The organism is Massilia sp. TWP1-3-3 (assembly GCF_049897805.1).
In the GTDB taxonomy this organism is placed as follows: domain Bacteria; phylum Pseudomonadota; class Gammaproteobacteria; order Burkholderiales; family Burkholderiaceae_D; genus Telluria_A.
The window spans coordinates 75,483-98,304 of record NZ_JAFCWX010000017.1; the positions used below are offsets into that span (position 1 = coordinate 75,483).

Genomic DNA, 22,822 nt, shown 5'->3' on the forward strand with positions numbered 1-22,822 from the left:
GTACGTCGCTCTGCGGGGCATTCCCATCGCAATTGCGACATCAACTATCGTTTAATCAGCGTTTTACCTGCATTTTCCTGCCGGCGGCCACCACCGTGATGACGGCGGCGGCGAACAGGAAATTGGACGGCGCCAGCGGTTCGTCCAAAATCAGCCAGGCGCCGGCCAGCGTGATGAAAGGCTGCACCAGTTGCACCTGGCCGACGCGCGCAATGCCGCCGCGCGCCATGCCGCCATACCAGAAAAAGAAGCCGATATACATTGAAAACGCGGCCACGTAGGCAAATCCCAGCCACGCCTTGGGCCCGGCCTGCGCGATGATGGCGGCATGCGGCCAGCACAGCGCCACCAGCAGCGGGGCGATCAAGGGCGCTGACAACACCAGCGCCCAACTGATCACTTGCGCTCCGCCCATGCTCTGCGACAGGCGCGCGCCTTCGGTGTAACCGATGGCAGCCAGGATCACGGCTGCGAACATCAACAGGTCGGCCCGGTGGAACGTGCCGCCGCTCTGGTGCAGGGCAAAGCCGATGACGAGCGCGGAACCCGCCAGCGCCATTGCCCAGAACCCGGGCGACGGTCGCTCATTGCCGCGCAGGGCCGAGAAAGCGGCCGTTGCCAGCGGCAGGATGCCGACCAGTACCGCGCCGTGCGACGCCGGCAGGGTTTGCAGGGCGATCGAGGTCAGCCACGGAAAGCCGATGATGCAGCCGCCCGCCACGCCGGCCAGCGGCAGCAGCGCGCAGCGCGGCGGGAAGGGCAGGCGCTTGCATAGCAGCCAGATGAGCGCCAGCACGGCCGCGGCGACGGCGCGGCCCAGCGCCACGAATTCCGGCGGCAGTTCGGCCACGGCGAGCCGGGTCGCAGGAAAGGTCAGGCCGAACATGGCCACGCCAACCAGGCCAAGCAGCATGCCGGCCGTTTCATCGGACAGGCCGCCGGTGACGGCGCCAGATAAGCTGCCAGGAGCCGCGCGCATCACGGCCCCTGCAATATATGGCGGAACAAGTCAGCGTCAACATTGCCGCCCGTGAGCGGCAAGCCCACCTTGCGCCCTTTGATGAGCGCGCTATCCTTGTGCTGCAGGGCCGCTGCCAGCGCTGCGGCGCCCGCGCCTTCGGCCAGGTTGTGGGTGGCGCGGTAGTACAGGCGCATGGCGTGCGCGACTTCATCGTCCGTCACGGCCAGGACGTCGTCGACGTACTCGAAGATGGCGGCAAGCGAGCCTTCGTCTGGCTGGCGGCAGGCCAGGCCGTCGGCCACCTTGGTCGTCACGGGCGCGGGAACGGCGCGCCCGGCGCGAAACGACAACTGGTAGGTGGGCGCATGGCTGGAGACGACGCCGACGATGCGCGTCTTGACGCCGAGCGCATTGCGCGCGGCGATTGCTGCGCAGATGCCCGAACCTTGGCCGATGGGAACCAGCAGCACATCGAGGTCGCTCTGGGCCCGGAACAATTCCAGATAGCCGCTGGCAACGCCAGCCACCAGGTCCGCATGCCAGGATGGCACCATGTGCAGGCCTTCGGTTTCGGCTACGCGCGCAGCGTGTTCGCGGCACGCCTGGAAGTCGTCGCCCACTTCCGTCAACTGCGCGCCGAGCGCGCGCATGGCGGCGTTTTTCTCGACGCTGTTGCCGAACGGGACAAAAATCTTTGCCTGCAAGCCGTGGCGCTGCGCCGCAAAAGCGACCGACTGGCCGTGGTTGCCGCGGGTGGCGGCCAGTACGCCGCGCAGCTCGGGCAGGCGGTCCCTGAGCCGCTCCATGTAGACCAGGCCGCCGCGCGTTTTAAAAGCGCCCAGCGGCGTGTGATTTTCGTGCTTGACCCACGCTTCTGCCCCCAGCGCCTGGTTCAGTTGCGGCCACGAGTACTGGGGCGTGGCCGGCATGGCGCGATAAACGATGGCGGCGGCAACGTCAAGTTCGGCAAGGGAGGGCTGATACATATTCGGCTTTCGTCAGGTGGGCGATAGGTGTATCCTAGACGAAAAAACAAGTACAGTACCAATACACTTTTCCATATAATTTCATATACTGTAACGGTGCCATGACCAATACAATTTTTCCTTTGCTAGCGCCCCTTGCGCGCGATGGCGGCGAGTCGCTGATCGACCAGATTGTGCGCGCCGTTGCCGCCCGCATCGACGACAAGCTGCTGCGCAGCGGCGCGCGCATGCCCTCGATCCGCGCGTTCGCCGCCGCGCACGGGGTGTCGGCATTTACCGTGGTGGCCAGTTACGACAAGCTGGTGGCCAAGGGTTATGTGGAATCGCGCCGCGGCGCCGGTTTTTTTGTCCGTGAGCGCTCGCCGCTCAATACGGGCGAACGCTCCGGCCCTGCCGCTGCGGCGGCCGATCCCCGCGAACACGAGGCCAAGCCGCTCGATGTCGTCTGGTTGATCCGAAATATGTTCCGGCAGGCGCCGCTGCAAAAGGTGCCCGGTTCGGGCGTGCTGCCGGTTGAATGGCTTGATGGTCCGCTGATCGCCAATGCGCTGCGCTCGATCACGCGCCAGAGCGCGAACGCCTTGCTCAATTACGGCGCGCCGCAAGGCTTTCTGCCGCTGCGCCAGCAACTGCAGCTGAAACTGGCCGAGTTCGAGATTGAGGCTGCTCCCGAGCAGATCGTCACTACCGTCGGCGTGACGCAGGCGCTGGACCTGGTGGCGCGCGAATTCACGCGCCCCGGGGACACCATCTTTGTCGACGACCCGGCCTGGTTTTTGATGTTCGGGTCTTTTGCCGCGCTGGGCGCGAAAGTGATTGGCATCGCGCGCCTGGCCGATGGGCCTGACATTGCGCAGCTGGCGCGGCTGGCTGCCATTCACAAGCCCAAGCTGTACGTGATCAACTCGGTGCTGCATAACCCGACCTCGACCTCGCTGTCGGCGGCCAAGGCATTCCAGGTGCTGCGCCTGGCCGAGGAGCACGGCTTTACCATCGTCGAGGATGATATCTATTGCGACCTGCATCCGGGGTCCGCCGTGCAGCCGGCCACCAGGCTGGCCGCGCTTGACCAGCTGCAGCGCGTAATTTACCTGGGCGGCTTTTCCAAGTCCTTGGCGGCCAATTTGCGCGTTGGCTTCATCGCCACCTCGCCCGAATGGGCGCAGCGGCTGTGCGACCGCAAGATGCTCGCCACGCTCACCACCAGCGACATCGGCGAGCGCGTGGTGTACAAGATTTTGTCGGAAGGGCTGTACCGCAAGCACGTGGACCGGGTGCGGGGCAAGCTCGACGCGGTACGCGCCAAGACGGTGCGCCAGATGGAGCGCGTGGGCCTGAAGGTCGATGTGGCGCCGCCGGCGGGGATGTTCGTGTGGGTCGATGCCGGCAGGAATACCAATGTGCTGGCCGAGCGAGCGATGGGGGAGGGCCTGTTGCTCGCGCCGGGGAGTTTGTTTTCGCCGAGCCAGTTGCCTAGTCACCGGATGCGCCTAAATGTGGCGACTATGCAGGAGCCGGATGCGTGGGCGTTTCTGGAGCGTGAACTGGCGAAATGATTTACTGTTCGCGGTAGCAGCGGGGCACAGGGCTGGCGATGTGCCTATGGGACTTGCGGCCGTTAATCTGGAGCCGGTGCTATCGGCGCAAAACGCTGCCGGCCCCGCGCATATTCCAGCGCATCCTCCAGCCGGTCATTACCCCAAAACATTTCATCGCCAACAAAAAAAGTCGGCGCGCCAAAGATGCCGCGCGCCGCCGCTTTGGTCGATTGCGCCCGCAACGCAGCCTTGGTCGCATCCTCCTGCGCCAGGGTAATCCATGTATCGGGCGCGAGCTGCAGCGCTGCCAGCACCTCGGTCACCGTCGCCGCGTCATCAATCTCGCGGTCGTCGACAAAGTTGGCATGCATGATCCGCCTGCAAAATTGGCCGAGCCACGGTTGGCCCTCAGCGGCGATCGCCACGCGCATCGGCAGCAGCGCGCGGCGTGGGAACACGCTCGGCTTGTTCCAGGGCAGGCCGTATTTTGCGCACTGGCGTTCCATGTCGCGCCACGTGTACGCGCCCTTTTTGGCCTGCAGAACAAATGGTGAGCTTTCCCATCCAAACGACTTGAAGATCGGGCCGAGCAAGAAGGGCTTGAGCACCACGCGAACATCGCGCTGCGCGGCGAGCGCCTCCACGCGCAGCATGGCAAGGTAGCTGTAGTTGCTGCCGAAGTCGAACCAGAATTCAAGCGTGCGATGGGCGTCCATGTCGCCGATGGTACCTGATTTAATCCTGTACCGCCTCGCTCAGAGCGCCATCATGACGAACATTGACAGGACAGCGAGCGCCATGATCGCGGTGGCGCTCCAGCCCAACCCTCTGAGCCGTCCTCTGACCACGAATTGCCCCATGATCGCGCTGCGGCCGGCCATGAGCATCATCACGGCCATGATCGGCACCGAGATGACGCCATTGATGACGGCGCTCCAGTACAGCGCCTTGATCGGATCGAGCCCCGTAAAACCGAGTGCGATACCCACCAAGGTCGACACGGCAATGATGCCGTAGAAGCGCTTGGCTTGGGATGCCTTTTTCCCTAGTCCTTTGCGCCAGCCAAAGGCGCCCGCCATGGCATACGCGGCCGAGCCGGCCAGTACCGGCACCGCCAGCAGTCCGGTGCCAATAATGCCGGCGCTGAACATGGCAAACGCAAACTCGCCAGCGAGCGGGCGCAGCGCCGCCGCTGCCTGGGCCGAGGTGTCGATCGTGTCGATGCCGTGCATATGCAAGGTGACCGCGGCAGTGAGGATGATGCAAAAGGCGACCAGGTTGGAAAACCCCATGCCGATGACCGTGTCGACCTTGATCCGGTGAAAGTGCGCCTGTGCCTGGTGTGGCGCCTCGCGCAAGGGGGCGCTGAGCGGGCAGGCTTGCTGCTCCTCGACTTCCTGCGATGCTTGCCAGAAAAACAGATAGGGGCTGATGGTCGTGCCGAAGACGGCGACCATCGTCGTGATGTAGGCAGGCGTCCATTCAATGTGCGGCATGAACGTGGCGCCTGCCACGGCAAACCAGGGCACGTTGACGGTGAAAACCGTAGCAACATAAGCGAGCAGCGCGAGCGTGAGCCACTTCAGGATGCGCACATAGCTGTGATATGGAATGAACACCTGCAGCAGCAGGGAAATGGTGCCAAACAGCGCCGCGTACCAGCGCGACGAGCCGCCCACGATGAGGGTGGCCGCCTCGCCCATCGCTGATACGTCGGCGGCGATGTTGACGGTGTTGGCCACGAGCAGCAGCGACACGACGGCATACACCAGCGCCGGCGAAAAATGCTCGCGAATGTTGCCGGCCAAGCCTTTTCCGCTGACGCGGCCGATCTGGGCACTGACTAGCTGAATGCCTACCATCAAGGGATAGGTGAACAGGACGGTCCACAGCATCGTGAGGCCGAACTGCGCGCCCGCCTGCGAATAGGTGGCAATGCCGCTCGGGTCGTCGTCGGCGGCGCCGGTGATCAGGCCAGGGCCGAGTTTGTCAAGCCAGGATGCGCCAGCTGCGCTTGCCGTTGTGGTGGGGGTGATCACATCGTTCATCGTCATTCTCCAACAGGGACGCGCGCGGCATCGTGCGGGCGCGCCTGCCGGCGCCTGGACGCACATGGAGCAAGCGGGCATAGCGGCCGCCTTGCGGCGCGGTGTAAAAAACGTGGGGAAGTAGACGAACCGAGGTTCGGTTCCACTTGCCATCATCTGCCGGAAGCAAGACGACGACAGTAAACTGCGTTATCTTGCCGAGGCGGGGCCAGACAGGCTCTGGCTGCAACTATCACTCGAACAAGTACCCATGTTGGGCTCCGAAAATGGAAAACGAGTGCAAGGTACCGGGAAATGCTGAAAACGTCAACCGTACTTTGCAAATTGACTCTTGAAATCGCCGAAAGGCGCCGCATATCCGGTTAATCCGTTCAACCCGTCTCAAACGAGGACTAAAAATGGCTGTCGCCGAAAAAGAAACCCTTGGATTTCAAGCTGAAGTAAAGCAGTTGCTGCAACTGATGATTCACTCCCTGTACTCGAACAAGGAGATTTTCCTGCGCGAGCTCATTTCGAACGCGTCCGACGCGGCCGACAAGCTGCGCTTCGAGGCGATCAACAATGACGCCCTGTACGGAAACGACCATGAACTGAAAATCAAGGTCACCTTCGACAAGGAAGCCAAAACCGTCACCATTTCCGACAATGGCATCGGCATGAGCCGGGACGACGTCATTTCGCACCTGGGCACGATCGCCAAGTCCGGCACCAAGGAGTTTTTCGGCAAACTGTCGGGCGACCAGCAGGCTGACGCAGCGCTGATCGGCCAGTTCGGCGTGGGCTTTTATTCCGGCTTTATCGTGGCCGACAAGATCACGGTCGAAACGCGCCGCGCCGGCGTAGAAGCGGCCGAAGGCGTGCGCTGGGAGTCGGCCGGCGAGGGCGACTACAGCGTCGAAGCGATCGAGAAGGTCGGCCGCGGCACCGACGTGATTTTGCACCTGCGTGCGGGCGAAGAGGAACTGCTCTCCGGCTGGAAGCTCAAATCGGTCATCCGCAAGTATTCCGACCATATCTCGCTGCCGATCCTGATGCAAAAGGACGAGTGGGACGCCGAGAAAAACGAATCGGTCCTGAAGGATGAATTCGAAACGGTGAACCAGGCCAGCGCGCTGTGGGCCCGCAACAAGGCTGACATCACGCCCGAGCAGTACGACGAATTCTACAAGCACGTCTCGCACGACTTCCAGGCCCCGCTGACGCTCACGCACAACCGCGTTGAAGGGCGCAGCGAATACACGCAGCTGCTGTACGTGCCTGCGCACGCGCCGTTCGACCTATGGGACCGCAACAAGCGCGGCGGCATCAAACTGTACGTCAAGCGCGTCTTCATCATGGACGACGCCGAGCAACTGATGCCGGCCTACCTGCGCTTCATCAAGGGCGTGATCGACTCGAACGACCTGCCGCTGAACGTTTCGCGCGAAATCTTGCAGGAGTCGCGCGACGTCAAGGTGATCCGCGAGGGTTCCACCAAGCGCGTGCTGGGCATGCTCGAAGAATTGGCCAACGCCGACGAGCAGGAAAAGAAGGACAAATACAGCACGTTCTGGAAGGAATTCGGCCAGGTCCTCAAAGAAGGCATTGGCGAGGACGCCGGCAACAAGGACCGCATCGCCAAGCTGCTGCGTTTTGCTTCCACGGCCAACGAAAGCGACGAGCAGAATACATCGCTGACCGACTACATCGCGCGCATGAAAGAAGGCCAGGAGAAGGTGTATTACGCGGCCGGCGACAGTTATACGGCGGCCAAGAACAGCCCGCACCTCGAGATCTTCCGCAAGAAGGGCGTCGAAGTGCTGTTGATGACGGACCGCGTGGACGAATGGATGCTGTCGTTCCTGACCGAGTTCGAAGGCAAGGAGCTGGTGTCGGTGGCCAAGGGCGGCCTGGATCTGGGCGGCCTGGAAGACGAAGCCGAGAAAAAGGAGCACGAGGAAACCGAAGGCGCGTACAAGGACCTGGTCGAGCGCATGAAGGCGGCGCTGGGCGAGAAGGCCAAGGACGTGCGCGTGACGTTCCGCCTGACCGATTCGCCGGCGTGCCTGGTGGCGGACGAAAACGAGCTGTCGGGGAACCTGCTGCGCATGCTCAAGGCTGCGGGTCAGAATGCACCGGAGTCCAAGCCGATTTTGGAGATCAATCCAAATCACCCGCTGGTGACGCGCCTGAAGTATGAAGGCGCCGAGAGCACGCAGTTTGCCGACTGGGCGCATATCCTGTTCGACCAGGCGCTGCTGGCCGAGGGCGGTTCGCTGAGCGATCCGGCCACGTTCGTGAAGCGCTTGAATGAGATGCTGCTGGCGTCGACAACCAAGTAAGCACTGCGTCAAGCAAAAAGCCGTTCAGTGAAAGCTGAACGGCTTTTTTTCGCCTACATTTTGCGGAAACCCTCATCGTCCTCGCGCACGTAGCTTTCGCAGTAGGGGCAACGCTCGTCACGAGCGTAGTGCGTAGGTCGGATAAGCGTAAGCGCAATCCGACCTACCGCCCGATCCGTTGTCAAGGCTTTCGAGTGGCCAAATGCGATTTCGCGATGCCAGAAGTGCTAACTGGTCCTGGATCGACTATTTCCCCAAGTCCCTACAAAACTCTTCCAGCAGCTTTTCGCCCTGCGCCCACTCCCCATACCCCGCATCGCCATTCACATGCCCCGCCGGCCCAATCTCGACAAACCTGCTCCCCCACGCCTGGGCAAACGAGTGCGCCCGTTCAATCTGGAGAAACGGATCATCGCTACTGGCCAGCACCACGCTGGGAAACGGCAGCCTGTCCATCGGCACCGGCGCAAAGCGGTTCGCCTCGACCGGATACGACGGCGCCTCAACATCGCTGGGCGCCACCAGGAACGCCCCCGCGATCTTCAGTTCGGAACCGGACCGCGCCCACTGTGCCACCAGCATCGTCCCCAGGCTGTGCGCCACCAGCAGCGGCGGCCCGTCACAGGCGGCAATCGCTGCGTCCAGTTCGGCCACCCACTCATGGCAATCGGGACTATTCCAGTCGCGGTGCGCCACGCGCACCCACTGCGGATGCTTGTGTTCCCACAGCGTCTGCCAATGATGCGGTCCCGAATTCCACAGGCCCGCCAGCGTCAACACGTTGCAATCCATTGCGTCTCCCGGCTGGTGTAATTGGCTTCATTCTAAAGCCAAAGTTCGCCAGCCTACTTTTGCTTGCGGAACGGAAACATCAACTGCCTGAGGAAACCATCGGGCATGTAGTCGCCCTGCACGCCGTACTTTTCGGGAAAGCCGGTCTGGCCCTTGATCGCGGTGCCGAACAGGTGATCGATAAAGGCGAAGTGGGCGGCGTAATTGCGGTCGATCGCGACATCGTCCGACGAGTGGTGCCAGTGGTGAAAATCGGGCGTGACGATGACGTACTTGACTGGCCCCCACGGCAAATGCACGTTGGCGTGGTTGAACACGGCCTGGAAGCCGACCACCACGATATACATGTCCATTACATGCTTTTCAAAGCCCAGCACATACAAAATTCCCAGCACGCCCACGCGCGTGACGATCAGTTCGAGCAAATGCTGGCGCGAGCCGGCCAGCCAGTCCATGGTCTTGGCCGAATGGTGCACCGCGTGGAAGCGCCACAAAAAAGGAATCTCGTGATACGAGCGGTGCGTCCAGTACTGCACCAAGTCGGCCGCGAGAATGGCCAGCAGCAGCTGCGGCACAAAGTGCAGCGACTGCACCGCCGCGCGCACGCTATCGTTGGCAAGCCAGCCAAACAGCCGGTGGATCGCAAAATTCACCGTCAGCAGCGCCAGGCCCACAATGAAGTGGTTCACCGCAAAGTGGACCAGGTCGGTCTGCCATTCCTTGCGAAACAGCATCTGGCCTTTGTACAGAGGGAACATCTTTTCAATGGCCGCGAAAATCACGGTGGAGCCGAGCAGGTCGAGAATGAACCAGTCCAGGCCGATGTACGGGGTATTGTCCGGAAAGTCCGCCACCGGCACGTGCGAGCCGCCCAGCGCCAGGCAGGCAACCACGAATAGGAGGGCAATCGCGTTCAGGCCGCGGTGGCGCCGGAACAGGACGTTGAGCAGGCTGATCGAACCGGCGATGACGAGGGCGGCGAACATGATGTGGCGAATGATGTCCGGATTGTAGTTGCGCCGCAGCTCGGGCGTGGTCAGGTACTGCGGGAAGTGAAACGCCAGTACGCCCATCAGGCACAACATGCCCAGGCTGAGGGCGACCACGCCGCTGACCAGCCCCATCCCCCGTTTGAGTTCGCCGTCCTGCTTGAGCAGGTCGGACGCGTCATTGACCGCACCCCCGACAGTGACAATGACGGCCTTGGCCGGTTCTACGAAACGTTTCATGGGGACTCTTTGCACGGACAGGATGGGAAACAAAACAAGATTTTACCCCTATCTAGCCGTTCAAATTTTCTTTTGATTAATATTTCATGGCCGCCGTGTTGTGAAGGAGATACTAAAAGATCCTATTAAAGCGCCGTGCGCAGCGAGAACAGTTCGGGAAACAGCACCACATCGAGCATTTTGCGCAAATAGCTCACCCCCGCGGTACCACCGGTTCCCGTTTTAAAGCCGATAATGCGCTCGACCGTCGTCACGTGTCGGAAGCGCCAGAACCGGAATGCCGTCTCCAGGTCGACCAGTTTTTCGGCCAGCTCATAGAGCGCCCAGTGCCGGGAAGGGTCCTGGTACACGTCCAGCCACGCCGCCTTGACGCTGTCGTCATGCGCGGTGGGCAGCGTCCAGTCGGCATTGAGCCGCTCGGGCGCGATGTGAAAGCCGCTGCGCGCGAGCAGCAGCACCGCTTCGTCGTACACCGACGGCGCATGCAGTTCGCGCGCGAGGATCGCATGTGCGTCGGGCGCCGTGTCGTGCACGGACAGCAGCGACGCATTCTTGTTCCCCAAGATGAATTCGAGTTCGCGGTACTGGTACGACTGAAAGCCCGACGAAGCGCCCAGGAACGGGCGAATGGCCGTGTATTCGGGCGGCGTCATCGTCGCCAGCACATCCCATGCATGCACCAGCTGGTCCATGATGCGCGCCACGCGCGCGAGCATCTTGAACGCCGGCGCCAGTTCGTTCGCGCGCAAGTTGGTGCGCACGGCCTGCATTTCGTGCAGCATCAGCTTGAGCCACAACTCGCTGGTCTGGTGCTGGATGATGAACAGCATTTCATTGTGATTGGGCGAGCGCGGATGCTGGGCATTGAGGATCTGTTCGAGCCCCAGGTAGTCGCCATAGCTCATCGCTTCGCTGAAATCCATCTTGGCGCCGTGCCAGCTGGCGCCGGCGGGGCATTTGCCTTCTTCATTGGACATATCGGTTCCTTAGGTAACCGCGCCGCGGCGGGCGGCGACATCGTAATCTTGAGCGTCGAGGATCTGGCTGAGGATGTCGACTGCATCCCAGACATCGGCGAAGCTGGTATACAGTGGCGTGAAGCCGAAGCGCATGATGGCCGGCTCGCGGTAGTCGCCAATCACGCCGCGCGCGATCAGTGCCTGCATCACCGCGTAGCCATGCGGGTGGGCGAAGCTGACCTGGCTGCCGCGGCGCGCATGCTCGCGCGGGGACTCCAGGACCAAAGGGTGGGCGGCGCAGCGCTGTTCCACCAGCGCGATGAACAGATCGGTCAGCGCCAGCGACTTGGCGCGAATGGCCTGCATGCCGGTCCGCTCGAACACGTCGAGGCCGCATTCGACCATGCTCAGCGAGACGATCGGCTGGGTGCCGCACAGCGCGCGCCCGATGCCGTCAACCGGCTCGAACTGGGGCGACATCGCAAACGGACTGGCGTGACCCCACCAACCCGAGAGCGGCTGGGCAAAGGCTGCCTGGTGATGCTGCGGCACCCAGATAAAGGCTGGCGCGCCGGGGCCGCCATTCAAGTACTTGTAGGTGCAGCCCACCGCCAGGTCAGCGCCGTCCGCGTGCAAGTCGAGCGGCACCGCGCCGGCGGAATGGGCCAGGTCCCACACGATCAGCGCGCCCATGGCGTGGGCATGCGCCGACAAGGCGGCCATGTCGTGCTGGTAGCCGGTGCGGTAGTTGACGTGGGTGAGCATCACGACGGCGGTATCGGCGTCGATGGCGGCCGATAGTTCGTCCACCGAATCGACCAGCCGGACCTCGTAGCCGCGATCGAGCCAGCTGGTCAGGCCCTGCGCCATATAGATATCGGTCGGGAAGTTGCTGCGCTCGGTGACCAATACGCGCCGCGCGGCGTGGGGGCCGCCGGCCTGCATCCGGAGCGCGGCGGCCAGCGCCTTGAACAGGTTGAGCGAGGTGGTGTCGTTGACTACCACTTCGCCGGCGCGCGCGCCAATCAGCGGCGCCAGGCGGTCGCCCAGGCGTTTGGGCAGGTCGAACCAGCCGGCCGTGTTCCAGCTGCCGATCAAGTCCATGCCCCATTCGCGCGCGATGACGTCCTGCGCGCGGGCGAGAGCGGCTTTGGGCCGGGCGCCCAGCGAGTTGCCATCGAGGTAGATGACGCCCTCGGGCAGGGCGAACAGTTCGCGCAGCGGCGCGAGGGCGTCCCCGGCGTCGAGGGCCAGGCAGTCGTTACGGATCATTCGGGCACCTTGAAAGTACTTTAAGCCTCAATCATTTGAGGTGAGGACAGCAGTTTAACAAGAATTGAGAAGCGGCCGATAAAGACTTCGGTGGTTTTTATGCTAATATTGCGCTGGTTTTGGCGTGGCATGGCTTTCTTGAAAATTATTTAAAGTATTTTCGAAAAAATCCTCAAGTTCCGGAAAGTGACGCCGTTACGGAGTCAGGCAGGCAGAAATGGGTTGCGGAAAAAAATTCAAAAAAAGCCTAAAGTTTTCAAAAAGTTTGACGTTACCGGTACAAGACGACAGAAATAGTGTCGCCAAGTTGTAGCAAGTTCTACAGTAAATCACCTCTCATTGCCCCCTGTTACCATAGGGGCGCGACAATGATCCGGCAGGGTTTGTAAGACAAACTCTTACGGGTCTACCTCGTCATTCTCCGACGCAAAATACAGCCGCTGACCTATTCCTGAATAGTTTCCGCACAGTCAGAATGTATCTCATCGGCAATACGTACCGGCGCCGAACTAACGCAACGAGTTAACGCAATATTAGGAGATGGACATGACAGCGAACGACATGATGGCTGAAATTCGTGATGCAAACCTGAGCTACCTGATGCTCGCTCAGCAGATGATTCGTGCTGATAAGGTGACCGCGATTTTTCGCCTCGGCATCGCCGCCGACATTGCCGACCTGATCGAGAGTATGAGCAACGCCCAGATCCTGAAACTGGCCGGCGGCAACATGATGCTCGCGCGCTTCCGCTTTGACGATAGTGCTATTCTTTCCATGCTGACCAATTACAACAAAGACCGTGTACTGGCCCAGTCGCACGCCGCCATCCTGATGGCGGGCCAGGCAGTCGAAGAGATTGCGTAAGCAAGGATTGCTGGAGTCGCAGACATGAGCAAGAAAAGCGTTGTCACCGAGGCGCACGAAATCCAGCTTGCAATCGAACTGATCCAGCTTGGCGCCCGGCTCCAGCTGCTTGAAACGGAAGTATCGCTGTCGCGCGAGCGCTTGCTCAAGCTGTACAAGGAACTCAAGGGCGTCTCGCCGCCCAAGGGCATGCTGCCGTTTTCAACCGACTGGTTCCTGACCTGGCAGCCAAATATTCATTCTTCGCTGTTCATCAACATTCACAAGTTCCTGGTCGACCATGCCGGTGCGACGGGGATTGAAGCGGTGATGAAGGCCTACAAACTGTACCTCGAACAAATGCCGCCGGAGCCGGGCGAAGAGCCCTTGCTCTCGCTCACGCGCGCCTGGACGCTGGTGCGTTTTTTTCACAGCAAAATGCTGGCCATGGCGCCATGCAAAAAATGCCATGGCAAGTTCGTGGTCAATTGCATGGACTTGAACCAGGATTATCTGTGCGGGCTGTGCCACATGCCTTCGCGCGCGGGCAAGACCAAAAAATCCAGGGACGCTGCCGCTGCGGCGGCGCTTGATAATTCGTGATTGGCGGTTCGGCCGCGTCACACCGCCATTTCGAGGGCCGGGTGTGAGCCTTGCTCTGGGCCGCGTCTGGCGCGCCCCCGCCGTGCAGGCGCTGGTGCTGCAATGCGCCGCATTTCCCCTCACGCTGGTCTGCGTCTACTTTTTTGCGCGCGCCGGCCTGGCCCCCGGTTACGCCGCCGTCGCCCTGATCCAGGGTGTGTTCGCCAGCCTGCTCACCTGGTGGCGCAAACTCGCCCCCTGGTGGCTCGCCATCGAACTGCTGTTTCCCCTCGCGCTGCTGCAAGGGCAGTTGCTGGCCATTTCGCCACGCGTGTTCCTGGCCGGCTTCCTGTTTTTGCTCGCCCTGTACTGGTCCACCTTTCGCACCCAGGTCCCGTATTACCCGTCCGGCCGGCGCGTGTGGGACGAGGTCGCGCGCCTGCTGCCGCTTGAGCGTCCGCTGCGCGTGATCGACATCGGCAGTGGCCTGGGCGGCCTGGTGCTCGAGCTTGCGAAGCGCCGCCCGCATGCGCAATGCGAGGGCATTGAACTTGCGCCATTACCGTGGCTGGTGAGCCGCCTGCGCGCAAAAATGGCCAACAGCGGCGCGCGTTTTTTGCGCGGCGATTATGAACAACTCAACTTTGCCCACTACGACGCTGTCTTCGCTTACCTGTCGCCGGCGGCCATGAGCGCGCTCTACAAAAAGGCTGCGCGCGAGATGCGTTCCGGCGCGATTTTGCTGAGCTATGAATTCTTGATAACGGAAAGAGCACCCGATCTTGACATTGTGCCCACAGGGCGCGGACCGTCGCTTTATGTCTGGCACTTTTAGGCGACAAACAGGGCGTTTTCCCTTGCTCGGCAAGCATTTGCAGGCTATTGTAGTTCCGTATGTAAATTAAATATGCAGCATGCGTGTGATGTTCTTGCCTTGACGTTACGCATGCTTTTTCGACCATGGGAGCCAGCACGCTTTGTTAGTCATTATCGGATACATCATCGTGTGCGCCTCGGTGTTTGGCGGCTTTGCCGCCAGCGGCGGTCACCTGGCGTCGCTGTTCCAGCCGCTCGAACTGGTGATGATCGGCGGCGCCGCGCTGGGCGCTTTTTTTGTCGGCAATAACGGCAAATCGATCAAGGCGACCATGAAGGCGATCCCCTCGCTGTTCAAGGGTTCGCGCCATACCAAGGATTTGTACATGGAGATGATGTCGCTGCTGTTCGACGTCCTGTCCAAGGTGCGCAAGGAAGGCTTGATGTCGATCGAAGGCGATATCGACAAGCCCGAAGAAAGCCCGCTGTTTTCCAAGTATCCGGGCGTGCTGTCGGACCATCACATCGTCGAATTCATGACCGATTATCTGCGCCTGATGGTGTCCGGGAACATGGACGCGTTCCAGATTGAAAACCTGATGGACAACGAAATCGAGACCCACCACCACGAAGGCGCGGTACCGGGCCACGTGATCGCCAAGCTCGGTGACGGCCTGCCGGCATTCGGCATTGTGGCGGCCGTGATGGGCGTGGTGCACACGATGGAGTCGGTGGGCATTCCGCCGGCCGAACTGGGCATCCTGATCGCCAAGGCGCTGGTGGGCACCTTCCTGGGTATTTTGCTGGCCTACGGTTTTGTGGGCCCGCTGGCCAGCCTGCTCGAACAGAAGCTGGAAGAATCGACCAAGATGTTCCAGTGCGTGAAAGTGACGCTGCTGGCCAGCCTGAATGGCTACGCGCCCGCGCTGGCGGTGGAATTTGGCCGCAAGGTGCTGTACTCGACCGAGCGCCCGACGTTTTCGGAACTGGAAGAGCACATCAAGAAGTCGAAGACCAAGTAAACGCATGATGCACCCGCTTTTTAAACGCACGATGCTTACCTGCCGGAGCACCTATGGCCGATGACGGCTTGCGACCGATAATCGTCAAACGCATCAAGAAAACCGCCGGCGGCCACCATGGCGGCGCGTGGAAAATTGCGTACGCGGACTTCGTGACCGCCATGATGGCCTTCTTCCTGCTGATGTGGCTGCTGGGCTCGACCAGCAAGGGCGACCTGAACGGCATTTCCGAATACTTCGGCACCCCGCTCAAGGTGGCCATGGCGGGCGGCTCGGGCAGCGGCGACAGTTCGTCGGTGATCAAGGGCGGCGGCACGGACTTGACGCGCCAGAACGGCCAGGTAAAAAAAGGCGAGACGGCGCCTGAGAAAAAAACCTATGACCTGAAAGCGGCCAAGGCGGTGCTGGTGGCCGAAGAATCGAAGCGCCTCAAGTCGCTCAAGGCCAAGATTGAGGCCACCATCGAAGCGAACCCGCTGCTGAAAAAGTACCAGAAGCAGCTGCTGCTCGACATCACCAGCGAAGGCTTGCGGATCCAGATCGTCGACGAGCAAAATCGTCCGATGTTCGCGCTGGCCAGCGCGCGCGTGCAGCCTTACACGGCCGAGATCTTGCATGTGATCGGCATGGTGCTCAATGAAGTGCCGAACCGGATCGGCCTGTCGGGCCACACCGATTCAACGCCCTACATGAGCGACACCGGCTACAGCAACTGGGAACTGTCGTCTGACCGCGCCAACGCCTCGCGCCGCGAACTGGTGTTGGGCGGCATGAGCGACGCCAAGATCTTGCGCGTGGTGGGCCTGGCCTCGGCCGCCCACCTGGACGCGAAAGACCCTTTTAATGCGATCAACCGGCGCATCAGCATCATCGTCATGAACAAGAGGACCGAAGAAGCGGTGATGCGCGACGGCGCCTCGTCGATCGAGGTGCCCGAGCCGGAGGTGGTTTCCAAGCCTGAAGCGGCAGCCACGCTGGCGCCGCCGATTACGGCAGCAAAGACACCCGCGCATTAATGCGCGGTCTGGACACTGGAGAAGTTGAATGGCAAGAAAAAAGATCTTGGGTTCGCATGTCAAGCGCCTGCTTACCGGCGTTTCCGACCACGGCAGACGGCACTTGACCGAAGTCGAGACGGACCTGATCCAGACCGGCCTGCTGCTCGAGGAAGCGATCGACAAGCTGACCGGCAGCTTCATGGCGATCCACAACGCGGTCGGTTCGCGCCAGGACACGATTGACCTGCTGCTGGCGGGCGGCACGCCAAGCGCCGACGAAAGCGCGCGCCTTGGCGGCATGTCGGGCGAGGTTGGCGAGCACGTCAACATGGCAATCACCAGCATGCAGTTCCAGGACATGACGAGCCAGCTGATCGAGCGCACCATCAAGCGCGTGGGCGGCCTGCGCGATTTTCTCGGTACGCTGGGCGCGCATGGCGCGGTGGTGGCGCCCGAGAGCGGCAGCGAAGAAATCGTCGAACTGCTTGGCAAAGTGAGCATGGCCCTGGCGATCCAGTCGCTCGAGCTGCGCAGCGTGTTAAGAAAAGCAGTCAATCAGCAGCACTTGGAAAGTGGCGACATCGAACTGTTCTAGCGCCTCGGCACCTGGCAGCTTCGGTCTACTCTCAACGACAACAAGGGCATGTGCCCGGATTTACACAGCAGGAGCAAAGATGGCTAAAACAATACTCGCAGTCGACGATTCCAGTTCATTGCGCCAGATGGTGGCCTTCAGCCTGAAGGCGGCCGGCTACCTGGTGGTGGAAGCGGTCGACGGCCAGGATGGCCTGGAAAAGGCAAAGCTGCAAAGCGTGGACCTGGTGCTGACCGACCAGAACATGCCGCGCATGGACGGCCTGACCCTGATCAAACTGCTGCGCGGCCTGCCGACGTACGAAAAGACGCCGATCCTGATGCTCACCACCGAGTCTTCCGACGAGATGAAGCAAAAGGGCAGGGCGGCGGGCGCCAACGGCTGGCTGGTCAAGCCGTTCGACCCGCAGCGCTTGATCGAAGTGGTCAAGAAAGTGATCGGCTGACCGGCCACAGGCCCGCGTTGGGAGTACCGCAATGATGTACCGCGAAACGGATGGAGCTTCACCATGACGATCGACATAAGCCAGTTTTTCCAGGTCTTTTTTGACGAGGCCGAAGAACTGCTGGCTGAAATGGAGCGCCTGCTACTGGCTGTCGACATTGCCGCGCCGGACGCCGAAGACTTGAACGCCATTTTCCGCACGGCCCATTCGGTCAAGGGCGGCTCGTCCACGTTCGGTCTGAACGACATGACCGAGGTGACCCACATCCTCGAGTCGCTGCTCGACCGCATTCGCAAAGGCGAAATGGCGCTCACGTCCGAACACGTGGACGCCTTTTTGGCGGCCAAGGATATCCTCAAGATGCAGCTCGACGGCCACCGCCTGCATACGCCGGTGGACCAGGATGCGGTGGCCAACGTGCGCATGATGCTGCAAGAGCTCTCGCAAGACGCGCCGCCGCTGGCCGCGCCGAGCGCGCCTTCCTTCGCGCGGGCCGAGACCAAGATCAAGGCCGGCCCGGGCGGGCGGCGCTTTCGCATCGAGCTGCCCGTGGTGCCGCAGCGCGACGTGGATGCGCTGGCGGCCGAACTGGGTTTGCTGGGCAGCGTATCGGTGGTGCCGCTGGGCGGGGAGCGCTACGCGCTCGTTGTGACCACCCACGAGTCGCTCGACGACATCGTGGCGATCTGTTCGTTCGTGCTCGATCCGGATGACCTGAAAATGTTCGAGGCGCCGGCCTTGACGAGCGAGCAGCGCGCCATTGAAGACAAGGCGCGCGCCAAGGTCGAAAACGCGCAGGGCTACGGTTTTTTCGACCCGGTCGACGAAGCGGCGCCGCAGACGGCCCTGGCCCAGACCGACGAAGAGCGCGGCTATGGCTTTTTCCAGCCGATTGAGATGATCCGCGCCGCGGCCGGCATCACCGACACGCCCGTGGCGGCGCGCAAGGCCGCGCCGCAGGCCGCGCGCATCGAAGCGCTGGAAGTGACGGAGTCGCTTGAGAAAAAAGGTGGCAAAAAAGATGACAAGGCCGCCGCCGAATCGTCCTCGATCCGGGTCTCGATTGAAAAGGTCGACCAGTTGATCAACTTGATCGGCGAACTGGTAATCACCCAGGCCATGATCGAGCAGCGCAGCGAAAACCTCGATCCCATGGTCCACGAGCGCTTGCTCGGCAGCGTCTCCCAGCTCACGCGCAACACGCGCGACCTGCAGGAAGCGGTCATGTCGATCAGGATGATGCCGATGGACTTTGTGTTCTCGCGCTTTCCGCGCATGGTGCGCGACCTGGCCGCCAAGCTGGGCAAGAAGGTGGACTTCATCACCCACGGCGCGGCCACCGAACTTGACAAGGGGCTGATCGAGCGCATCGTCGATCCGCTCACCCACCTGGTGCGCAACAGTATCGATCACGGCATTGAAATGCCGGAAGCGCGCATGGCCGCCGGCAAGACCGAAGCGGGGCGTCTGTTCCTGTCGGCCGGCCACCAGGGCGGCAACATCGTCATCGAAGTGTCGGACGACGGCGGCGGCTTGAATCGCGACCGGATCTTGCAAAAGGCGCTGGAAAGCGGCCTGCCGGTAAGCGAGAGCATGACCGACAGCGAAGTATGGCAGCTCATTTTCGCGCCCGGCTTTTCCACCGCCGAAGCCGTCACCGACGTCTCGGGACGCGGCGTGGGCATGGATGTCGTCAAGCGCAACATCACCGCCATGGGCGGCGCGGTCGATATCCGTTCGGCCAAAGGTTTCGGCACCACGATCTCGATTTCGCTGCCGCTCACGCTCGCCATTTTGGATGGCATGTCGATTCGCTGCGGCGAAGAAGTCTACATCCTGCCGCTTGGCTTCGTGGTCGAGTCGCTGCAGCCGGCCCCGGAAGACGTCAAGGAAATCTCCGGCAGCGGGCGCGTGATCAAGGTGCGCGGCGACTACCTGCCCTTGATCCCGCTGCACCAGATGTTCGACATCGTGCCCCGATTTACCGATCCGTGCGAAGGCATTGTCGTGATCCTGGAGGCGGACGGGCGCAAGGCCGGGCTGTTCGTCGACGACCTGGTCGGCCAGCAGCAGGTCGTGGTCAAGAATCTCGAATCGAACTACCGCAAGGTGACGGGCATTTCCGGCGCCACCATCCTGGGCGACGGCGGCGTATCGCTGATCCTCGATGTGTCGGCCCTGATGCGCTCGTCGCGCCAGCTGGCCGACGACACCATTTTTTCATAGCGAACACGCGCTTTTCACCATTATTTTCACCATTAGGATTCCATCATGTCCATCTCTTCATCCATGTCCAAGCCGAGCGACGGCAAGGACGGCGCAGGCAGCGAATTTCTGGCCTTTACACTCGGCTCCGAGGAATACGGCATCGACATCTTGAAGGTGCAGGAAATTCGCGGCTATGAAGCCGTCACCAGGATTGCCAATGCGCCCGAATTTATCAAGGGCGTGATCAACCTGCGCGGCATCATCATCCCCGTGGTCGACATGCGCATCAAGTTCAAGCTCGGCACGCCCGTGTATGACCAGTTCACCGTGGTCATCATCCTCAATATCGGCGGGCGCATCATGGGCATGGTGGTTGACAGCGTCTCGGACGTGACCACGCTCACGCCCGACCAGATCAAGCCGGCGCCGGAAATGGGAACGGCGTTCAATTCAGACTACCTGGTGGGACTGGGAACGGTCGATGAGCGTATGCTGATCCTGATCGACATCGACAAGCTGATGTCCTCGGGCGAAATGGGCCTGATCGACAAAATCGCCGCCTGAAGCTAAAAAAAGCCGCACCCCGAGGAGACCGACATGAATTTGCGCGACTTTAAGATTGGTACCCGCCTGTCTGTTGGATTTGGCAGCATCCTGCTGGTTTTGGTGGCGATGGTGGTGCTGACGAACGTCCTTAACGCCGGCAACAAGGCCGCGCTGATGGATGGGCTTGCGGCGGCCAATGCCAAAAGCGTGCAGGTCGCAACCATGAAAAGCGCGATGCTCGAGACGGGTATCGCAATGCGCAACATCGGCCTGCAGTCCGATGTCCCCTTGATGCAAAAAGAGCAGGAAAAGGTCAAGGCGCAGAGCAAGCGCTATGACGACGCGCGCGCCCGGCTGCAAGGTTCGAACCTGGACGAGGGCGAGAAAAAAATCATCGCCGACATCGCCGCCGCCGACAAGGAACTGGAAGCAGCTTTCAAGGAGGTCATCGGCCAGGTGCTCGCCTTTAACAGCGAAGGCGCGGCCAAGGTGATCGCGGCGCGCATCGACCCGCTCAACGGCCAGACGCTCACGCTACTCAACAAGTTAGTCGAGATGCAGCAGGCCGCCGCCAAGGTCATGCTCGACAAGTCGGTTGGCGACGACACCCGATTGAAAACCATGCTGTACGTGATCGGCGCGGCCACGCTGGCGCTGGGCGCGCTGCTGGCGCTGTTCATCACGCGCAGCATTGTGGCGCCCCTGCATGGCGCCGTGTCGATCGCCAAAAAGGTCGCCGCTGGCGAACTGACCGCGCGCGTGAAGGTCGAAGGCCAGGATGAAACGAGCGAACTGCTGCAGGCACTGCATGACATGATCGACAGCTTGTCGCGCACCGTGGGCGAGGTCCGCTCCGGGACCGAGACCATCACCGTCGCCTCGCAACAAATCGCGGCCGGCAACGCCGATCTGTCCGCGCGCACCGAGTCGCAGGCGAGCTCGCTGGAAGAAACCGCCAGTTCGATGGAAGAGCTGACCAGCACCGTCAAGCAAAACGCCGACAATGCGCGCCAGGCCAACCAATTGGCGGTGTCGGCGTCGTCGGTCGCGCTGACGGGCGGCTCGGTGGTGGCGCAAGTGGTCGACACCATGGGCTCGATCAAGGACAGCTCGCGCAAGATCGTCGACATCATCGGCGTCATCGACGGCATCGCCTTCCAGACCAACATCCTGGCGCTGAACGCGGCGGTCGAAGCGGCGCGCGCGGGCGAACAAGGGCGCGGTTTTGCGGTGGTGGCCGCTGAAGTGCGCAACCTGGCCCAGCGCTCGGCCGGAGCGGCCAAGGAAATCAAGTCGCTGATCGGCGACTCGGTCGACAAGGTCGACGCCGGCAGCAAACTGGTCGACCAGGCCGGCCAGACCATGGAATTGATCGTCACCTCGATCAAGCAGGTGGCCGACATCATGGGTGAAATCACCGCCGCCACCCAGGAGCAGAGCAACGGCATCGAAGAAGTGAACCAGGCGATCACCCAGATGGACGAAATGACGCAGCAAAATGCGGCGCTGGTCGAACAAGCGGCAGCGGCGGCCGAGAGCATGCAGGAGCAGGCGCAACAACTGGCCGCGGCGGTTGGCATCTTCAAGCTCGGTGGCGACAGCCAGACGGCGCCGGCTGGCGCGCGCGCACCGCGCAGGGTCAGTGCGACTGCGACTGCGACTGGGACTGCGATTGAGACCGGAACTGCGGCCCCGCGCGCGCGTCCCGCCGTGAAGGCGCATGTGCCCCCGCCGGCCGCCAAGCCCAAAAAAATCGCCGCTGCCACCACTGAGGATTGGGAAGAATTTTGAAGTCGGATACGGTCAAAGAATTCAATTTTACGCGCGCTGATTTCGAGCGTGTGCGCACGCTCATTTACCAGCGCGCTGGCATCTCGCTGGCCGACAGCAAGCAGGAAATGGTGTACAGCCGCCTGGCGCGGCGCCTGCGCGCCACCGGCATTGTCTCGTTTGGCCGCTACCTCGACGACCTGGAAGCGGGCCGCCTGGGCGAGGAGTGGGAGTCGTTCACCAATGCCTTGACGACCAACCTGACCTCGTTCTTTCGCGAGGCGCACCACTTTCCACTGCTGGCCGAACACTTGCTCAAGCTGCGCGAGCAGCCCATCACGATCTGGTGCTCGGCCGCCTCCACCGGGGAGGAACCATATTCGATCGCGATGACCGCCTGCGAGGCGTTCAATACGCTCACGCCGCCTGTCCAGATCATCGCCACCGACATCGACACCAACGTGCTGGCGACGGGCGCGAACGGCGTGTACGGGATCGACCGCATCGACAAGATGGCAGGCGAGCGCGCCAAGCGTTTTTTCCAGCGCGGCAAAGGGGAGCAGGAAGGCATGGTGCGGGTGCGCTCGGAACTGCGCCAGCTGATCAGCTTCAAGCAGCTCAATCTGCTGTCGGACAAGTGGCCGCTCTCGGGCCAGTTCGACGTCATCTTTTGCCGCAACGTGATGATTTATTTTGACAAAGCCACCCAGCGCAAGATCCTGGCGCGCTTTGTGCCGCTGATGAAACCGAACGGCTTGCTGTTCGCCGGCCACTCCGAGAATTTTTTGTACGTGTCCGAGTCGCTCAAACTGCGCGGCAAGACTGTCTATGAACTCGATGAACGCCGTGCGGCGAAATGAGCAGCGCGCAGCGCAGTACTATGAGAACCAA

General features: G+C 61.6%; 21 protein-coding genes. 13 read left to right on the forward strand and 8 right to left on the reverse strand.

Annotated features, from left to right (window positions below; translation table 11 throughout):
- Positions 1–55: 55 nt before the first annotated feature.
- Entirely contained in the window at positions 56–979 is a 924-nt protein-coding gene (locus ACP7D4_RS17245) for a DMT family transporter (RefSeq protein ID WP_426107013.1), read from the reverse strand.
- Positions 979–1,947 (reverse strand): threonine dehydratase, encoded by a 969-nt coding sequence (locus ACP7D4_RS17250; protein ID WP_426210342.1) that lies wholly within the window; start codon positions 1,945–1,947, stop codon positions 979–981. Before ACP7D4_RS17250 ends, ACP7D4_RS17245 begins: the two co-directional genes overlap by 1 nt.
- A gap of 101 nt (positions 1,948–2,048) precedes the next feature.
- Between ACP7D4_RS17250 and ACP7D4_RS17255 the strand changes: the two genes are divergently transcribed.
- Positions 2,049–3,503, forward strand: coding sequence for a PLP-dependent aminotransferase family protein (locus ACP7D4_RS17255; RefSeq protein WP_426210344.1), 1,455 nt, complete (start codon positions 2,049–2,051; stop codon positions 3,501–3,503).
- A 62-nt stretch (positions 3,504–3,565) separates the two neighbouring features.
- Here the strand turns inward: ACP7D4_RS17255 and ACP7D4_RS17260 are convergent, their stop codons facing one another.
- Both ACP7D4_RS17260 and ACP7D4_RS17265 read right to left on the reverse strand, forming a co-directional pair.
- Positions 3,566–4,201 carry a 2-hydroxychromene-2-carboxylate isomerase gene (locus ACP7D4_RS17260; protein WP_426210346.1) on the reverse strand — a complete coding sequence of 212 codons (636 nt, stop codon included), beginning with the start codon at positions 4,199–4,201 and terminating at the stop codon, positions 3,566–3,568.
- A 39-nt stretch (positions 4,202–4,240) separates the two neighbouring features.
- Entirely contained in the window at positions 4,241–5,533 is a 1,293-nt protein-coding gene (locus ACP7D4_RS17265; RefSeq protein WP_426107017.1) for an NRAMP family divalent metal transporter, read from the reverse strand.
- 398 nt (positions 5,534–5,931) lie between these two features.
- Here ACP7D4_RS17265 and htpG point away from each other — a divergent pair, with 398 nt between their 5' ends.
- Complete coding sequence (gene htpG / locus ACP7D4_RS17270) at positions 5,932–7,854, forward strand: molecular chaperone HtpG (RefSeq protein ID WP_426210348.1); 1,923 nt, start codon at positions 5,932–5,934, stop codon at positions 7,852–7,854.
- Positions 7,855–8,100: 246 nt separating this feature from the next.
- Here the strand turns inward: htpG and ACP7D4_RS17275 are convergent, their stop codons facing one another.
- The 4 genes from ACP7D4_RS17275 to kynU all read right to left on the reverse strand — a co-directional run bounded on the left by ACP7D4_RS17275 (position 8,101) and on the right by kynU (position 12,106).
- Positions 8,101–8,646, reverse strand: coding sequence for an RBBP9/YdeN family alpha/beta hydrolase (locus ACP7D4_RS17275; protein ID WP_426210350.1), 546 nt, complete (start codon positions 8,644–8,646; stop codon positions 8,101–8,103).
- 53 nt (positions 8,647–8,699) lie between these two features.
- Positions 8,700–9,875 (reverse strand): sterol desaturase family protein, encoded by a 1,176-nt coding sequence (locus tag ACP7D4_RS17280; RefSeq protein ID WP_426107021.1) that lies wholly within the window; start codon positions 9,873–9,875, stop codon positions 8,700–8,702.
- Positions 9,876–10,000: 125 nt separating this feature from the next.
- A complete protein-coding gene (gene kynA / locus ACP7D4_RS17285; protein WP_426210352.1) occupies positions 10,001–10,852 on the reverse strand; it encodes a tryptophan 2,3-dioxygenase in 852 nt (283 codons plus the stop codon).
- Positions 10,853–10,861: 9 nt separating this feature from the next.
- Positions 10,862–12,106, reverse strand: coding sequence for a kynureninase (gene kynU, locus ACP7D4_RS17290; protein ID WP_426107023.1), 1,245 nt, complete (start codon positions 12,104–12,106; stop codon positions 10,862–10,864).
- A 546-nt stretch (positions 12,107–12,652) separates the two neighbouring features.
- Between kynU and flhD the strand changes: the two genes are divergently transcribed.
- The 11 genes from flhD (at position 12,653) to ACP7D4_RS17345 (ending at position 22,791) form a co-directional block, all read left to right on the forward strand.
- Positions 12,653–12,970, forward strand: coding sequence for a flagellar transcriptional regulator FlhD (gene flhD, locus ACP7D4_RS17295; protein WP_426107024.1), 318 nt, complete (start codon positions 12,653–12,655; stop codon positions 12,968–12,970).
- Between the two features lie 24 nt (positions 12,971–12,994).
- Positions 12,995–13,552, forward strand: a complete 558-nt coding sequence (gene flhC / locus ACP7D4_RS17300) for a flagellar transcriptional regulator FlhC (RefSeq protein ID WP_426107025.1) — start codon at positions 12,995–12,997, stop codon at positions 13,550–13,552.
- Positions 13,553–13,595: 43 nt separating this feature from the next.
- Positions 13,596–14,366, forward strand: a complete 771-nt coding sequence (locus ACP7D4_RS17305) for an SAM-dependent methyltransferase (RefSeq protein WP_426107026.1) — start codon at positions 13,596–13,598, stop codon at positions 14,364–14,366.
- 142 nt (positions 14,367–14,508) lie between these two features.
- Positions 14,509–15,369, forward strand: coding sequence for a flagellar motor stator protein MotA (motA, locus tag ACP7D4_RS17310; protein WP_426107027.1), 861 nt, complete (start codon positions 14,509–14,511; stop codon positions 15,367–15,369).
- Between the two features lie 53 nt (positions 15,370–15,422).
- Positions 15,423–16,385, forward strand: coding sequence for a flagellar motor protein MotB (gene motB / locus ACP7D4_RS17315; RefSeq protein ID WP_426107028.1), 963 nt, complete (start codon positions 15,423–15,425; stop codon positions 16,383–16,385).
- A gap of 28 nt (positions 16,386–16,413) precedes the next feature.
- Positions 16,414–16,962, forward strand: coding sequence for a chemotaxis protein (locus tag ACP7D4_RS17320; protein ID WP_426107029.1), 549 nt, complete (start codon positions 16,414–16,416; stop codon positions 16,960–16,962).
- Between the two features lie 79 nt (positions 16,963–17,041).
- On the forward strand, positions 17,042–17,407 hold the full coding sequence (locus ACP7D4_RS17325; RefSeq protein ID WP_426107030.1) for a response regulator: 366 nt from the start codon (positions 17,042–17,044) through the stop codon (positions 17,405–17,407).
- Positions 17,408–17,470: 63 nt separating this feature from the next.
- Positions 17,471–19,633, forward strand: a complete 2,163-nt coding sequence (gene cheA / locus ACP7D4_RS17330; protein WP_426210354.1) for a chemotaxis protein CheA — start codon at positions 17,471–17,473, stop codon at positions 19,631–19,633.
- Between the two features lie 45 nt (positions 19,634–19,678).
- The gene (locus ACP7D4_RS17335) at positions 19,679–20,179 is read left to right on the forward strand and encodes a chemotaxis protein CheW (RefSeq protein ID WP_426107032.1); all 501 of its coding nucleotides are present in this window, start codon (positions 19,679–19,681) and stop codon (positions 20,177–20,179) included.
- Between the two features lie 33 nt (positions 20,180–20,212).
- Entirely contained in the window at positions 20,213–21,952 is a 1,740-nt protein-coding gene (locus ACP7D4_RS17340) for a methyl-accepting chemotaxis protein (RefSeq protein WP_426210356.1), read from the forward strand.
- On the forward strand, positions 21,949–22,791 hold the full coding sequence (locus ACP7D4_RS17345; protein WP_426210357.1) for a CheR family methyltransferase: 843 nt from the start codon (positions 21,949–21,951) through the stop codon (positions 22,789–22,791). The genes ACP7D4_RS17340 and ACP7D4_RS17345 overlap by 4 nt, the downstream gene beginning before the upstream one ends.
- Positions 22,792–22,822 lie beyond the last annotated feature (31 nt).